Here is a 14,908-nt window from a genome sequence, read left to right on the forward strand (position 1 = left end):
CTTAACGTTTCGCCTGCCAGATACGAGCCTGATAATCGCGGATGGAGCGATCCGAACTGAACATGCCGCAACGTGCAGTATTCAGAATCGCCGCCCGGGTCCAGGCGTCCTGGTCACGATACAACACGTCAACCTGCTTCTGAGCTTCAACGTAGGCCGCGAAGTCCGCCATCACCAGATACGGGTCGCCGCCCTGCTTGCCGATACTGTGCAGCATCTGGTCGAAGGCATGCTTGTCGCCATCGCTGTATTTCCCGCTTTCCAGCTCTTTCAGGACGGCATCCAGCACTTTGTCTTTCTTACGCCATTTCACCGGATCGTAGCCTTTGGCTTTGAGCGCCTTCACCTCTTCCACGGTATGACCAAAGATAAAGATATTCTCGTCACCCACTTTCTCGGCGATTTCGACGTTTGCGCCATCCAGGGTGCCGACGGTTAACGCACCGTTCAGCGCCAGCTTCATGTTGCCGGTGCCGGAAGCCTCTTTCCCAGCGGTAGAAATTTGCTCAGAGATATCCGCCGCCGGGATCAGCATTTCCGCCGCCGAGACACAATAATCCGGCAGGAAGACGACCTTCAGCTTGTCGCCGACTTTCGGGTCGTTATTGATGGTTTGTGCAACCTTGTTGATAGCGAAGATGATATTTTTCGCCAGGTAGTAACCCGGTGCAGCTTTTGCGCCAAACAGGAATACGCGCGGCACGCGATCTGCCTGTGGGTTCTCACGGATTTCTTTGTACAACGCCAGAATATGCAGCAGGTTGAGGTGCTGGCGCTTGTACTCGTGCAGACGTTTGATCTGAATATCAAAAATCGCGTTGGTCGTTATCTCAATACCGGTACGCGCTTTAATAAACTTCACCAGACGCTCTTTGTTCGCCAGCTTGATGTCACGATACTGCTGACGGAACTTCGCGTCGTCGGCGTATTTTTCCAGGTTTATCAACTGGTCAAGATCGTTGGCCCACTCTTTTTTCAGCGATTTATCTAACAGTGCGGCAAGCGCCGGGTTGCACTGCTTAATCCAGCGACGTGGGGTAATCCCGTTAGTGACGTTATGGAATTTGTTCGGCCAAAGCTGGTGATATTCCGGGAACAGATCTTTCACCACCAGATCGGAGTGCAGCGCCGCCACGCCGTTAACCGCAAAGCCGCTGACCACGCACATGTTGGCCATACGTACCTGTTTGTTGTGCACCACCGCCAGTTTCGCCCAGACTTCAGCATCACCCGGCCAGGTTTTATCGACCAATGTCTTAAAGCGGTCGTTAATCTCTTTGATGATTTGCATGTGGCGCGGCAGAAGCGCTTTCACCAGCTTCTCGTCCCAGCACTCTAACGCTTCCGGCATCAGGGTGTGGTTGGTGTAAGCGAAGGTTTTGCTGGTAATCGCCCACGCGTCGTCCCAGCTCATTTGGTGCTCATCAATCAGCACGCGCAGCAGCTCTGGGATCGCGATGGTCGGGTGAGTATCGTTAAGCTGAATCACTTCGTAATCAGCCAGCTCATGCAGCTTACGCCCTGCCAGATGATGGCGGCGCAGAATGTCAGCTACGGAGCAGGCGCACTGGAAATACTGCTGCATCAGGCGCAGCTTTTTACCTGCGGTGTGGTTGTCGTTCGGGTACAGCACTTTAGTCAGTTTTTCGGCGTCGATGCCCTGCTGCTCTGCGCGCAGGAAATCGCCGTCGTTAAATTTGGTCAGGTTAAATGGATGCGCGTGGCTGGCCTGCCATAGACGCAGCGGCTGCGCCACGCTGTTGCGATAGCCAAGAACCGGAAGATCCCAGGCCTGGCCGGTAATGATAAATCCAGGCTCCCAGTGCCCTTCTTTAGTGACCTTGCCGCCAATCCCAACCTGCACATCCAGCGCCTCGTTGTGACGGAACCACGGATAGCTGCCGCGATGCCAGTCGTCCGGGGCTTCCATCTGTTGCCCATCGGCAAACGACTGACGGAATAAACCGTACTGATAGTTGAGGCCGTAACCGGTCGCCGACTGGCCGACTGTCGCCATCGAATCAAGGAAGCAGGCCGCCAGGCGTCCCAATCCACCGTTACCCAACGCCGGATCGATCTCTTCTTCCAGCAGGTCGGTCAGGTTGACGTCATGCGCTTTCAGCTCATCGCTCACCGCCTGATACCAGCCGAGATTGAGTAAGTTGTTGCCGGTCAGACGGCCAATCAAAAACTCCATCGAGATGTAGTTAACGTGACGCTGATTTTTTGCCGGTTTTGCCGCAGGCTGGGCGCTGAGTAACTCAGCCAACGCCCCACTCACTGCCTGCCACCATTGGCGCGACGTCATTTCTTGAGCCGACAGTAAACCGAAGCGCTGCCACTGACGCGTCAGGGCAGCCTGAAATTGATCTTTGTTGAAAGTAGGCTGTGACATAGGGGTTCCAGATCCTTAGGTAATAAAACAACGTTATCGCTAGTTTGCCTGGCTCGTTGTTGACATTCCTCATCCTGGCACGGATTAGGCAGGGAGGAGGAGCGGGGATGAGCATAAAAGTGTGATCGCCACCACTTAAAGGGGGCGTAACCGCCGCATAACGCCTACGGATGACGCGTTAATAGCAAAGGATAAATCGACAATATCAAATAGCAGGATGACTTTAGGAAACAATGTGTAAACAGAGAAATAGTTTCTAACCTGAAATACCTGGGCCAGATCAGATAATTCACATGAAACTCTTTAAGTCGGCCACAAATTTTGGCAATTTTTATTAACCACCTGAGTAGGCGCACAAAAATAGAGGGAATTTTCGGCACAGCTAAAATAACGACGGATCCAGTCGCCACGCCCGTTGCGACTGTTTAAAGCAATTAATCTAATAGATGTATAGATTTGTGACATAGTGCAAAATCAGACACACAAAAAGTCCGCTTAGCTTGCATAAAACACTAATCTGGCCGACCTTATATCTATTAATTACGAAGCGCAAAAAAAATCATTCTTCCCCATTTTCACACAGTGAAGTGACTAACTTATGTTGATTCCGTCTAAATTAAGTCGTCCGGTTCGTCTCGACCATACGGTGGTTCGTGAGCGCCTGTTGGCTAAACTTTCCGGCGCGAACAATTTCAGGCTCGCTCTGATAACAAGTCCTGCTGGTTATGGAAAAACGACGCTGGTTTCACAATGGGCGGCGGGGAAGAACGACTTAGGCTGGTACTCTCTGGATGAAGGTGATAATCAGCAAGAGCGCTTTGCCAGCTATCTGATTGCCGCAATCCAACAGGCGACAGGTGGACACTGCACCACCAGCGAAGCGATGGTGCAAAAGCGCCAATACGCCAGCCTGACGTCACTGTTTGCCCAGCTATTTATCGAACTGGCCGAGTGGCACCGTCCGCTCTACCTGGTGGTGGATGATTATCATTTAATCTCCAATCCGGCTATTCACGAAGCCATGCGTTTCTTCCTGCGTCACCAGCCTGAAAACCTCACGCTGGTGGTGCTGTCACGTAACCTGCCGCAGTTGGGCATTGCTAACCTGCGGGTACGCGACCAGCTGCTGGAGATAGGCAGCCAACAGTTAGCCTTTAACCATCAGGAAGCCAAACAATTTTTCGACCGACGTTTGTCCTCTCCCATTGAAGCGGCAGAAAGCAGCCGGATGTGCGATGACGTTGCTGGCTGGGCCACAGCGTTACAACTGATCGCTCTTTCCGCCCGCCAGAACAATAACTCCGCTCACCAGTCGGCACGTCGCCTCGCCGGGATCAACGCCAGCCATCTGTCCGATTACCTGGTTGATGAAGTGCTGGACAGCGTCGACCTCGGCACCCGTCACTTCCTGTTGAAAAGCGCCATTCTGCGTTCCATGAACGATGCGCTGATCGTCCGGGTCACTGGGGAAGAAAACGGCCAGATGCGGCTGGAAGAAATTGAGCGCCAGGGGTTATTCCTGCAACGGATGGATGACGTTGGCGAGTGGTTCAGTTATCACCCGCTGTTTGGTAGCTTTTTACGCCAGCGCTGCCAATGGGAGCTGGCGAACGAACTGCCTGAAATACACCGCGCCGCCGCGGAAAGCTGGATGGCGCAAGGTTTCCCCAGCGAAGCTATCCACCACGCGCTGGCGGCTGGCGACGCCCATATGCTCCGCGATATTCTGCTTAACCATGCGTGGGGACTGTTTAACCACAGCGAGTTGACGCTGCTGGAAGAGTCGCTGAAAGCCCTGCCGTGGGAAAGCCTGCTGGAAAATCCGCGTCTGGTTCTGCTCCAGGCCTGGCTAATGCAAAGCCAGCACCGCTACGGAGAGGTTAACACCCTGCTGGCGCGCGCGGAGCAGGAAATAAAAGGCGACATGGAACCGACGCTACACGCCGAATTTAACGCCCTGCGGGCGCAGGTAGCGATTAACGACGGTAACCCCGACGAAGCCGAGCGTCTGGCGAAACTGGCGCTGGATGAGTTACCCATCGCCTGGTTCTATAGCCGTATCGTCGCCACCTCAGTACACGGCGAAGTCCTGCACTGTAAGGGCGATCTCACGCGTTCCCTGGCATTGATGCAGCAAACCGAGCAAATGGCCCGCCACCATGACGTCTGGCATTACGCGCTGTGGAGCCTTATCCAGCAAAGCGAGATTTTGTTTGCCCAGGGCTTTTTACAGGCCGCCTGGGAGACTCAGGAAAAAGCGTTTCAACTGATCAAAGAGCAGCATCTGGAACAACTGCCGATGCACGAATTCCTGGTGCGTATTCGCGCGCAGCTCCTGTGGGCGTGGGCGCGTCTGGACGAGTCTGAAGCGTCTGCCCGCTCGGGTATTGAACTGCTCTCCACTTTCCAGCCGCAGCAACAGCTACAGTGCCTGGCGCTGCTGATTCAATGTTCGCTGGCACGGGGCGATCTGGACAATGCGCGTAGTCTGCTCAACCGTCTGGAAAACCTGTTGGGCAACGGTCACTATCACAGCGACTGGATCTCCAACGCCGATAAGGTGCGGGTGATTTACTGGCAAATGGTGGGCGACAAAAACTCGGCCGCCAACTGGCTGCGCCACACGCCGAAACCGGAATTCGCCAATAACCACTTCCTGCAAAGCCAGTGGCGCAACATCGCCCGCGCGCAGATCCTGCTTGGCGAGTTTGAGCCGGCTGAAATTGTGCTGGAAGAGTTAAATGAAAATGCGCGTAACCTGCGCTTAATGAGCGATCTGAACCGTAACCTGCTGCTGCTTAATCAGCTGTACTGGCAGGCAGGACGCAAAAATGACGCCCAGCGCGTATTACTTGATGCGCTGCAGCTGGCGAACCGCACCGGGTTTATCAGCCATTTTGTTATTGAAGGCGAGGCCATGGCGCAGCAACTGCGTCAGCTGATTCAGCTCAATACTTTGCCGGAACTCGATCAGCACCGCGCCCAGCGTATTTTGCGGGAGATTAACCAGCACCACCGCCATAAATTCGCCCACTTCGATGAAGGGTTCGTTGAGCGTCTGCTGACGCACCCGGAAGTGCCGGAGCTTATCCGCACCAGCCCGCTGACCCAGCGCGAATGGCAGGTTCTGGGACTGATATATTCGGGCTACAGCAACGAGCAGATCGCCGGAGAGCTGGCCGTCGCGGCAACGACCATCAAAACGCACATCCGCAATTTGTACCAGAAGCTCGGCGTCGCACATCGCCAGGATGCGGTGCAACATGCGCAGAAGCTGCTGAAGATGATGGGCTATGGGGTTTAGTTAATGCCTGATGCGCTACGCTTATCAGGCATTAACTTAGCACAGCTCTAACTGAATATGATGGTCCGCGATAACCTGCATCACGCCAGCGGGCGGCAGCGTGTCGGTATACACCGCATCCACCATGCTGATACTGCCCATATTCACCATCGCGTTACGACCAAACTTCGAGTGGTCCACCACCAGCATTACATGGCGTGAATTCTCAATGATCGCGCGTTTGGTGCGAACTTCGTGATAATCAAACTCCAGCAGAGAACCATCGCTGTCGATGCCGCTGATCCCTAAGATGCCGAAGTCCAGACGGAACTGGGAAATAAAGTCGAGGGTCGCTTCGCCCATAATACCGCCGTCGCGGCTACGCAATTCACCACCGGCGAGGATTATGCGGAAATCCTCTTTCGCCATCAGCGTGTTCGCCACATTAAGGTTGTTGGTCACGATGCGTAAATTGCTGTGATTAAGCAGCGCGTGAGCCACCGCTTCCGGCGTAGTACCGATATCAATAAACAGCGTAGAGCCGTTCGGGATCTGCGTGGCAACTTTGCGGGCAATGCGCTCTTTTTCCGCCGTCTGCGTCGCTTTACGGTCATGCCACGGGGTGTTGACCGAGCTGGATGGCAGCGCCGCGCCACCGTGATGGCGCAAAATCATGTTCTGATCGGCCAGATCGTTAAGATCGCGGCGAATCGTCTGCGGGCTGACGGAGAAATGCTCCACCAGCTCCTCAGTACTGACGTATCCCTGTTTTTTTACCAGCTCGATGATCGCGTCATGTCGTTGTGTTTGCTTCATTAGTGTTCCCTGAAATTTTGCCGGATGCGCTAACGCTTATCCGGCCTACAAAGTTCGTTTCCGCACATTCATCGTATCGGCAAACGCCATTGCCAGACCCACGGCCAGCCCGGCGATATGTGCGCCGTTAGCCATCGACATGCCGAACAGATCAAACCAGCCGGCAACAATCCAGACCAAAGCAAAGATAATCAAACCACGCTGCAGGAAAATACCGCTTTGCGGATCGCGCTCGCCGCGCAACCACACATAGCCCATCAGCGCATATACCACGCCAGACAGTCCACCAAACCACGGACCGCTAAATTTCTGCTGAACATAGCCACTCAGCAGAGCGCTGATCACGGTAATGACAATCAGTTTTCCGCTGCCCAAACGCTTTTCAACCGCGCCGCCGAGATACCACCACCACAGTAGGTTGAACAGAATATGCATCAGCGAGAAGTGCATAAAAGCGTGGGTGAAATAACGCCAGAATTCAAATTTCAGCGAAGGGTCAAACGGCCATGACAGCCAGAGCATCACCGCCTGGTCGCCCAGCACGTTCATGGCGATAAACACCAGCACACATGCGGCCATTACACCCCAGGTTACCGGGCCTGCGCGTTCGCGCAATGTGGCCAGGAACGGATAACGTTGGTAGCGCAGACCACTGTCGGTCTGACCCGACTGCCAGCTTGCCGCAAGATAACGCGGATCGCCCGGATTCTCCAAAAATCGCGCCAGTTCAGCATGCACGCGCTCGGCCTGGGACTCATCCGCCAGCCAGACATCCGTTTGCTGATGTTGTTGAATCGTCAGGATAACGCCCTGTGTCGCCATATAATCAACAAATGCCTGCGCCACGCGGGGGTTAGCAAAAGAGGTAATCATCAACATGGTTGCTGTCGCTTATTCCACACAAAAGAGGACAGTATATATATCCTGCCCGTTTCAGGCTGCATCTTTGTTAGCTTACGAACCGTATGTCACTTCTGCCGGAAAATGTCGATGCCAGGCGTCGAAGCCGCCGTCAACGCTGTAAACCGCGTCATAGCCCTGCTGAAGAAGATATTGCGCCGCTCCTTTACTGCTGTTGCCGTGATAACACATCACCAACACGGCGGTGTCGAAATCATGCTCGCGCATAAACGACCCCAGCGTGTCATTCGTCAGATGAAACGCCTGCGGGGCATGACCCATCGCATAGCTTTGCGGATCGCGGATATCCACTAACACCGCGCTCCCCTGATGCAGCTTCTGATGCGCTTCTTCGACATTAATACATTCAAACTGATCCATTGCTCTCTCTTCTTTATATGGCAGGTGACGCTTTTCGGACATGCTACTGCTTAGTGTACGTCCCGACGGCAGTTAAACGCCATAATGTTATATGTATCACTGTAAATTGTTTATCCGATGTTACCAATGGCGCGAATCTTTGCTATTATGCTCGATAACGAACATTAATGAGCTATAACGAAAGTGCGAGAGGCCAGCATGGAAACCAAAGATCTGATTGTGATAGGTGGAGGCATCAATGGTGCCGGTATCGCGGCAGATGCCGCTGGACGCGGTTTATCCGTGCTGATGCTGGAAGCGCAGGATTTAGCCTGTGCCACCTCCTCCGCTAGCTCCAAACTCATCCACGGTGGCCTGCGCTACCTGGAGCATTACGAATTTCGCCTGGTGAGCGAAGCGCTGGCCGAACGTGAAGTGCTGTTGAAAATGGCACCGCATATCGCCTTCCCGATGCGCTTTCGTCTGCCCCATCGCCCGCACCTGCGCCCGGCGTGGATGATCCGCATTGGTTTGTTTATGTACGATCATCTGGGCAAACGCACCAGTTTGCCGAGTTCTACCAGTTTGCGTTTTGGCGCGGATTCCGTAATGAAACCTGAGATTGTGCGCGGTTTCGAATATTCCGACTGCTGGGTAGACGATGCGCGACTGGTTTTGGCAAATGCCCAAATGGTTGTACGTAAAGGCGGAGAAGTATTAACCCGCACGCGTGCCACCTCCGCTCGCCGTGAAAACGGTTTGTGGATTGTTGAAGCTGAAGATATCGATACCGGCAAAAAGCACACCTGGCAGGCGCGTGGCCTGGTCAATGCCACCGGGCCGTGGGTGAAAGAGTTCTTCGACGACGGCATGCACCTGCCATCACCGTACGGCATTCGCCTGATTAAAGGCAGCCACATCGTGGTTCCGCGCGTACATACCCAGAAGCAGGCTTATATACTGCAAAACGAAGATAAACGTATCGTGTTTGTCATCCCATGGATGGACGAATTCTCGATCATCGGCACGACTGACGTCGAATACAAAGGCGACCCGAAAGCGGTGAAAATTGATGAGAGCGAAATCAATTACCTGCTGAAGGTCTACAACGCGCACTTTAAGAAACAGCTGGGCCGTGATGATATCGTCTGGACTTACTCAGGCGTGCGTCCGCTGTGCGATGACGAGTCCGACTCGCCGCAGGCTATCACCCGTGATTACACGCTGGATATCCACGACGAAAACGGCAAAGCGCCGTTGCTGTCGGTCTTTGGCGGTAAGCTGACAACCTACCGTAAGCTGGCTGAGCACGCGATGGAAAAACTGGCGTCCTACTATCAGGGAATTGGTCCGGCGTGGACGAAAGAGTGCATTCTGCCAGGCGGCGACATTGGTGGCGATCGCGAAGATTACGCGGCCAAACTGCGCCGTCGCTACCCGTTCCTGACCGAGTCGCTGGCACGCCATTATTCTCGCACCTACGGCAGCAACACCGAATGGGTCATCGGCGAAGCCACCTCGCTTGCCGAGTTAGGCGAAGACTTTGGTCATGAGTTCTATGAGGCCGAGCTGAAATATCTGGTCGATCACGAATGGGTTCGTCGTGCGGAAGATGCGCTGTGGCGTCGCACGAAAGAAGGTATGTGGCTGAACGCTGAGCAGCAGTCGCGCATGACCCAGTGGTTGTCGGAGTATATCGCGAAACACCAGCTGTCGCTGGCGTCTTAATACACACGCTATAAAAAAATGCCCGGTAAGCGTCAGCGCCACCGGGCATTTTGCCGGATGGCGGCTTACGCCTTATCCGGCCTACAAAAGTGTGCATAAACGTAGGCCAGGCAAGCGAAGCGCCCCGGACATTTTTGCCGGATGGCGGCTAGCGCCTTATCCGGCCTACATCAGTATATAAACGTAGGCCGGGCAAGCGAAGCGCCCCCGGCATCGGGTGTTACAACCGCACCGAATCAATATGCCAGATGTTTTCGGCGTACTCTTTAATCGTCCTGTCCGACGAGAAGTACCCCATGTTGGCGATATTAATCATCGACTTGGTGGTCCACTCTTCCGGGTGACGATACAGTTCATCCACCTTATCCTGGCAGTCAACATAGCTGCGGTAATCCGCCAGAACCTGATAGTGGTCGCCAAAGTTGATCAGTGAGTCCACCAGATCGCGATAGCGTCCCGGCTCCTCAGGGCTGAATACGCCGCTGCCGATCTGCGTCAGCACTTGGTGCAGCTCTTCGTCTTTCTCGTAATACTCACGCGGCTTGTAGCCCTGGCTGCGTAAAGCCTCGACCTCTTCCGCCGTATTACCAAAGATAAAGATATTCTCTGCGCCCACATGCTCCAGCATCTCGACGTTGGCACCGTCCAGCGTGCCAATGGTCAGCGCGCCGTTGAGGGCAAATTTCATATTACTGGTACCAGAGGCTTCGGTCCCGGCCAGAGAAATCTGCTCAGACAGATCGGCAGCAGGAATAATCACCTGCGCCAGGCTGACGCTGTAGTTGGGGATAAACACCACTTTCAGCTTGTCGCCAATTAGCGGATCGTTGTTGATCACTTTCGCGACGTCGTTGATCAGGTGAATAATGTGCTTCGCCATGTAATAGGCCGAAGCCGCTTTACCGGCGAAGATATTCACACGCGGCACCCACTCAGCGTCAGGATCGGCCTTAATACGGTTGTAGCGGGTGATCACATGCAGCACGTTCATCAACTGGCGTTTGTATTCGTGAATACGCTTGATCTGCACATCAAACAGCGATTTCGGGTTCACCACCACGTTAAGCTGCTGGGCAATGAGCGTGGCCAGTCGCTTTTTGTTCTCGAGCTTCGCACGACGCACCGCCTGATTTACCAGCGGGTAATCGCAATGCTGCTCAAGCTCGCTGAGCTGGCTGAGATCGGTTCGCCAGGTGCGGCCGATGTTCTCATCCAGCACTTCAGAGAGCGACGGGTTAGCCAGCGCCAACCAGCGGCGCGGCGTCACGCCGTTGGTAACGTTGCAAAAGCGAGTCGGGAAAATCTTCGCAAAATCAGCAAACAGCGACTGCACCATCAGGTTGGAGTGCAGCTCGGAAACGCCGTTAACCTTGTGGCTCACCACCACCGCCAGCCATGCCATACGTACGCGGCGGCCATTAGATTCATCGATAATCGACGTCCTACCCAGCAGGCTGGTATCGTTCGGGTACTGTTCCTGCAACGTCTTCAGGAAGTAGTCATTGATTTCGAAGATGATTTGCAGATGACGCGGCAGAATTTTGCCCAGCATATCGACGGGCCATGTCTCCAGCGCTTCGCTCATCAGGGTGTGGTTGGTATACGAGAAGACCTGGCAGCAGACCTCAAACGCATCGTCCCAACTGAACTTGTGTTCATCGATCAGCAGGCGCATCAGCTCAGGAATCGACAGCACCGGATGGGTGTCGTTGAGGTGAATGGCGATTTTATCCGCCAGATTGTCGTAGGTTTTGTGCAGTTGGTAATGACGGCTCAGGATGTCCTGCACCGTGGAAGAGACGAGGAAATACTCCTGGCGCAAACGTAGTTCGCGTCCCGAATAGGTGGAGTCGTCCGGGTACAGTACGCGGGAGACGTTCTCGGAGTGGTTTTTATCTTCCACCGCCGCAAAGTAGTCGCCCTGGTTAAATTTACCGAGATTGATCTCACTACTGGCCTGGGCATTCCACAGGCGCAGCGTGTTGGTGGCGTCGGTGTCGTAACCGGGAATAATCTGGTCGTAGGCGACCGCGAGGATCTCTTCGGTTTCTATCCAGCGCGTTTTCTTGCCTTCCTGCTGAATACGCCCGCCAAAGCGCACTTTGTAGCGCGTATTGTGGCGTTTGAACTCCCACGGGTTACCGTATTCCAGCCAGTAGTCCGGCGACTCTTTCTGCCGGCCATCAACAATGTTCTGTTTGAACATGCCGTAGTCATACCGAATACCGTAGCCGCGTCCCGGCAAACCCAGCGTAGCCAGTGAGTCGAGGAAGCAGGCCGCCAGGCGACCGAGACCACCGTTGCCAAGACCTGGGTCGTTTTCTTCGTCGATCAGATCTTCAAGATCCAACCCCATACCTTCCAGCGCATTTTTGACATCATCATAAATACCCAACGATAACAGTGCATTGGAAAGCGTGCGGCCAATCAAAAACTCCATTGACAGGTAATAGACCTGACGAGTTTCCTGGGACAATTGCGCACGGTTAGAACGCAGCCAGCGCTCCACGAGACGATCGCGCACCGCGAACAACGTGGCGTTCAGCCACTCATGTTTATTGGCAATGACCGGGTCCTTACCAATCGTGAACATCAGCTTGTAGGCGATAGAATGCTTAAGTGCCTCTACGCTGAGTGTGGGCGATGCATAAGTAAATGGAGCATTCATATAGGTGATTCCTGGATATCTATTTCAAGCGATAGTAAAGCTCACGGTATGACTTCGCCGCGACTTGCCAGCTAAAATCCATGGTCATGGCCTGACGTTGTACAAACCGCCACAGCGAAGGCCGGGACCACAATACGAAAGCACGCCGGATCGCGCGTAGCAGCGACCAGGCATTACTATCTTCAAATACAAACCCACTGGCGATACCGTCCGCCAGGTTTTCCAGCGAACTGTCAGAGACCGTATCAGCCAGCCCACCGGTGCGCCGCACCAGCGGCAGCGTACCGTACTTCAGTCCATACAACTGCGTTAAGCCACACGGCTCGAAACGGCTGGGAACCAATATGACATCGGCCCCACCCATAATGCGGTGCGAAAAGGCTTCGTGATAGCCAATCTGCACGCCCACTTGCCCTGGATGTTCCGCCGCCGCGGCGAGGAAACCTTCCTGTAAAACCGGATCGCCCGCGCCAAGCAATGCCAGCTGTCCCCCCTGCTCTAACAACCCCGGCAGCGCTTCCAGCACCAGATCCAGCCCTTTCTGACTGGTCAGGCGGCTGACGACTGCAAACAGCGGCACTTTATCGTTAACCTTAAGTCCCATCGCAATCTGTAGCTGACGTTTGTTCTCCGCCTTTTCCTCCAGCGTGTCGCGCGTATATCGCGACGCCAGTAGCAGATCGGTTTCCGGGCTCCAGATTTTTTCATCAACGCCGTTCAGCACGCCGGAAAGACGGCCTTCACGATGACGCTGCTGCAACAGACCTTCCATGCCGTAGGCGAACTGCGGCTCGGTAATTTCTCGCGCGTAGGTCGGACTGACCGCCGTAATATGGTCGGCGTAGTACAATCCGGCCTTCAGGAACGAAATTTGTCCGTTAAACTCCAGTCCGTGCACATTAAAGAACGACCATGGCAATTGGATGTCATCCATATGCTTTGCATAAAACATGCCTTGATACGCCAGGTTGTGGACGGTGAACACCGATTTCGCCGGATGGCCGCGCGCCGCCAGATACGCCGGGGCCAGTCCGGCATGCCAGTCGTGCGCATGCACCACATCCGGGCGCCAGAATGGGTCAAAGCCGCAGGCCATTTCACAGCCGACCCAACCCAGCAGCGCAAAACGCAGCACGTTATCGGTATAGGCAAACAGGTTAGTGTCGTGATACGGGCTACCGGGGCGGTCATAGAGATGCGGCGCGTCAATCAGGTAAATACCTACGCCGTTGAAATGTCCGAACAGCAGCGTGATACGTCCGGCGAAGGTATCCCGACGCGTCACGACTTGTGCATCGGGAATGCCGCGACGAATATCAGGAAACGCCGGGAGCAGCACGCGGGCATCCACACCGTCCGCTATTTGCGCTGCGGGTAACGCCCCAATAACATCCGCCAGTCCCCCGGTTTTTAACAGGGGGAACATCTCTGAACAAACGTGTAAAACCTGCATTATCGCTCCTGTTTGATCTGCAGTTTGCGCAGCATTTCACGCGTGACCAGCACAATACCTTCCTCTGAACGGTAGAAACGACGCGCATCTTCTTCCGCGTTCTCACCAATCACCATGCCTTCAGGAATAACGCAGGCGCGGTCGATAATGCAACGACGTAAGCGGCACGAACGTCCCACCCACACTTCAGGTAACAACACTGCCGAATCAATGTTACAGAATGAATTCACCCGCACTCGCGGGAACAAAACGGACTGCACCACCACTGAACCAGAAATAATACAGCCGCCGGAAACCAGCGAGTTCAGCGTCATTCCGTGGCTACCGGAACGGTCCTGAACAAATTTAGCCGGCGGCAGAGACTCCATGTGCGTTCGGATTGGCCAGTCCTGGTCGTACATATCCAGTTCAGGCGTCACCGAAGCCAGATCGAGGTTCGCCTTCCAGTAGGCTTCCAGCGTACCCACATCACGCCAGTACGGCTCGGATTCCGGGTCAGACTGCACGCAGGACAACGGGAATGGATGTGCATACGCCATGCCAGCTTCGGTGATTTTCGGAATAATGTCTTTCCCAAAATCGTGACTGGAGTTTTCATCGAGGTCATCTTCCGCCAACAATTCATAAAGGTAATCGGCGTTAAAAATGTAGATCCCCATACTGGCAAGGGATTTGGTCGGATCGCCTGGCATAGCGGGCGGGTTGGCAGGTTTTTCAACGAACTCGATAATTTTATCGGTATCGTCCACGTCCATCACGCCAAACGCGCTGGCCTCTTCAATAGGCACTGGCATACAGGCTACGGTGCAACGCGCGCCTTTCTCGACGTGGTCGATCAGCATGCGTGAGTAGTCCTGTTTGTAGATATGATCGCCCGCAAGGATCACTACATATTCCGCTTTATAGCGTCGAATGATGTCCAGGTTTTGGGTCACCGCATCCGCCGTGCCGCGATACCAGTTTTCACCCTGCATTCTCTGTTGGGCAGGCAGCAAATCGACAAACTCGTTCATCTCTTCGCTAAAGAACGACCAGCCGCGCTGAATATGTTGTACCAGCGTGTGGGACTGGTACTGGGTGATCACACCAATACGGCGGATTCCAGAGTTAATACAGTTGGATAAAGCAAAATCGATAATGCGGAACTTACCGCCAAAGTGCACGGCCGGCTTGGCACGTTTGTTGGTTAAATCTTTCAGGCGGGTGCCGCGGCCACCGGCCAGGATCAGGGCAACAGATTTTAATGGCAGCTGGCGCGCCAACATTACACGATCGTTCTTCTCTAAACTCACCATGACTAACTCC

General features: G+C 54.3%; 9 protein-coding genes. 2 read left to right on the forward strand and 7 right to left on the reverse strand.

Annotation, left to right across the window (positions count from 1 at the left end; all coding sequences use genetic code 11):
- Position 1 precedes the first annotated feature (1 nt).
- Positions 2 to 2,395: a maltodextrin phosphorylase gene (gene malP / locus E1B03_RS24560; protein ID WP_133087071.1), complete on the reverse strand. Its 2,394-nt coding sequence runs from the start codon at positions 2,393 to 2,395 to the stop codon at positions 2 to 4.
- A 598-nt stretch (positions 2,396 to 2,993) separates the two neighbouring features.
- Here malP and malT point away from each other — a divergent pair.
- Complete coding sequence (gene malT, locus E1B03_RS24565; RefSeq protein ID WP_133087072.1) at positions 2,994 to 5,699, forward strand: HTH-type transcriptional regulator MalT; 2,706 nt, start codon at positions 2,994 to 2,996, stop codon at positions 5,697 to 5,699.
- A gap of 36 nt (positions 5,700 to 5,735) precedes the next feature.
- On the opposite strand, the gene E1B03_RS24570 is transcribed toward malT, so the two are convergent.
- The 3 genes from E1B03_RS24570 to glpE form a co-directional block, all read right to left on the reverse strand.
- Positions 5,736 to 6,494 (reverse strand): DeoR/GlpR family transcriptional regulator, encoded by a 759-nt coding sequence (locus E1B03_RS24570; RefSeq protein WP_003023499.1) that lies wholly within the window; start codon positions 6,492 to 6,494, stop codon positions 5,736 to 5,738.
- Positions 6,495 to 6,539: 45 nt separating this feature from the next.
- Positions 6,540 to 7,373, reverse strand: a complete 834-nt coding sequence (glpG, locus tag E1B03_RS24575) for a rhomboid family intramembrane serine protease GlpG (RefSeq protein ID WP_133087073.1) — start codon at positions 7,371 to 7,373, stop codon at positions 6,540 to 6,542.
- 75 nt (positions 7,374 to 7,448) lie between these two features.
- Positions 7,449 to 7,775 (reverse strand): thiosulfate sulfurtransferase GlpE, encoded by a 327-nt coding sequence (gene glpE, locus E1B03_RS24580; protein ID WP_103769572.1) that lies wholly within the window; start codon positions 7,773 to 7,775, stop codon positions 7,449 to 7,451.
- Positions 7,776 to 7,973: 198 nt separating this feature from the next.
- On the opposite strand from glpE, the gene glpD reads away from it, so the two are divergent.
- Complete coding sequence (glpD, locus tag E1B03_RS24585) at positions 7,974 to 9,482, forward strand: glycerol-3-phosphate dehydrogenase (protein ID WP_133087074.1); 1,509 nt, start codon at positions 7,974 to 7,976, stop codon at positions 9,480 to 9,482.
- Positions 9,483 to 9,702: 220 nt separating this feature from the next.
- Here glpD and glgP read toward each other — a convergent pair whose 3' ends face one another.
- Genes glgP through glgC form a run of 3 tightly spaced genes read right to left on the reverse strand, consistent with a single transcriptional unit; the run spans position 9,703 to position 14,898 of the window.
- Entirely contained in the window at positions 9,703 to 12,150 is a 2,448-nt protein-coding gene (gene glgP, locus E1B03_RS24590) for a glycogen phosphorylase (RefSeq protein WP_133087075.1), read from the reverse strand.
- A gap of 19 nt (positions 12,151 to 12,169) precedes the next feature.
- Positions 12,170 to 13,603, reverse strand: coding sequence for a glycogen synthase GlgA (gene glgA / locus E1B03_RS24595; RefSeq protein ID WP_047408145.1), 1,434 nt, complete (start codon positions 13,601 to 13,603; stop codon positions 12,170 to 12,172).
- Positions 13,603 to 14,898 (reverse strand): glucose-1-phosphate adenylyltransferase, encoded by a 1,296-nt coding sequence (glgC, locus tag E1B03_RS24600; RefSeq protein WP_103769569.1) that lies wholly within the window; start codon positions 14,896 to 14,898, stop codon positions 13,603 to 13,605. The genes glgA and glgC overlap by 1 nt, the downstream gene beginning before the upstream one ends.
- Positions 14,899 to 14,908 lie beyond the last annotated feature (10 nt).

It is taken from the genome of Citrobacter arsenatis (assembly GCF_004353845.1).
Classification (GTDB): Bacteria; Pseudomonadota; Gammaproteobacteria; order Enterobacterales; family Enterobacteriaceae; genus Citrobacter; species Citrobacter arsenatis.

Bases quoted from the DNA above. Each gene is read 5' to 3' on its own strand.
- malP (WP_133087071.1), bottom strand. From the start codon at position 2,395: ATGTCACAGCCTACTTTCAACAAAGATCAATTTCAGGCTGCCCTGACG.
- malT (WP_133087072.1), top strand. From the start codon at position 2,994: ATGTTGATTCCGTCTAAATTAAGTCGTCCGGTTCGTCTCGACCATACG.
- E1B03_RS24570 (WP_003023499.1), bottom strand. From the start codon at position 6,494: ATGAAGCAAACACAACGACATGACGCGATCATCGAGCTGGTAAAAAAA.
- glpG (WP_133087073.1), bottom strand. From the start codon at position 7,373: ATGTTGATGATTACCTCTTTTGCTAACCCCCGCGTGGCGCAGGCATTT.
- glpE (WP_103769572.1), bottom strand. From the start codon at position 7,775: ATGGATCAGTTTGAATGTATTAATGTCGAAGAAGCGCATCAGAAGCTG.
- glpD (WP_133087074.1), top strand. From the start codon at position 7,974: ATGGAAACCAAAGATCTGATTGTGATAGGTGGAGGCATCAATGGTGCC.
- glgP (WP_133087075.1), bottom strand. From the start codon at position 12,150: ATGAATGCTCCATTTACTTATGCATCGCCCACACTCAGCGTAGAGGCA.
- glgA (WP_047408145.1), bottom strand. From the start codon at position 13,603: ATGCAGGTTTTACACGTTTGTTCAGAGATGTTCCCCCTGTTAAAAACC.
- glgC (WP_103769569.1), bottom strand. From the start codon at position 14,898: ATGGTGAGTTTAGAGAAGAACGATCGTGTAATGTTGGCGCGCCAGCTG.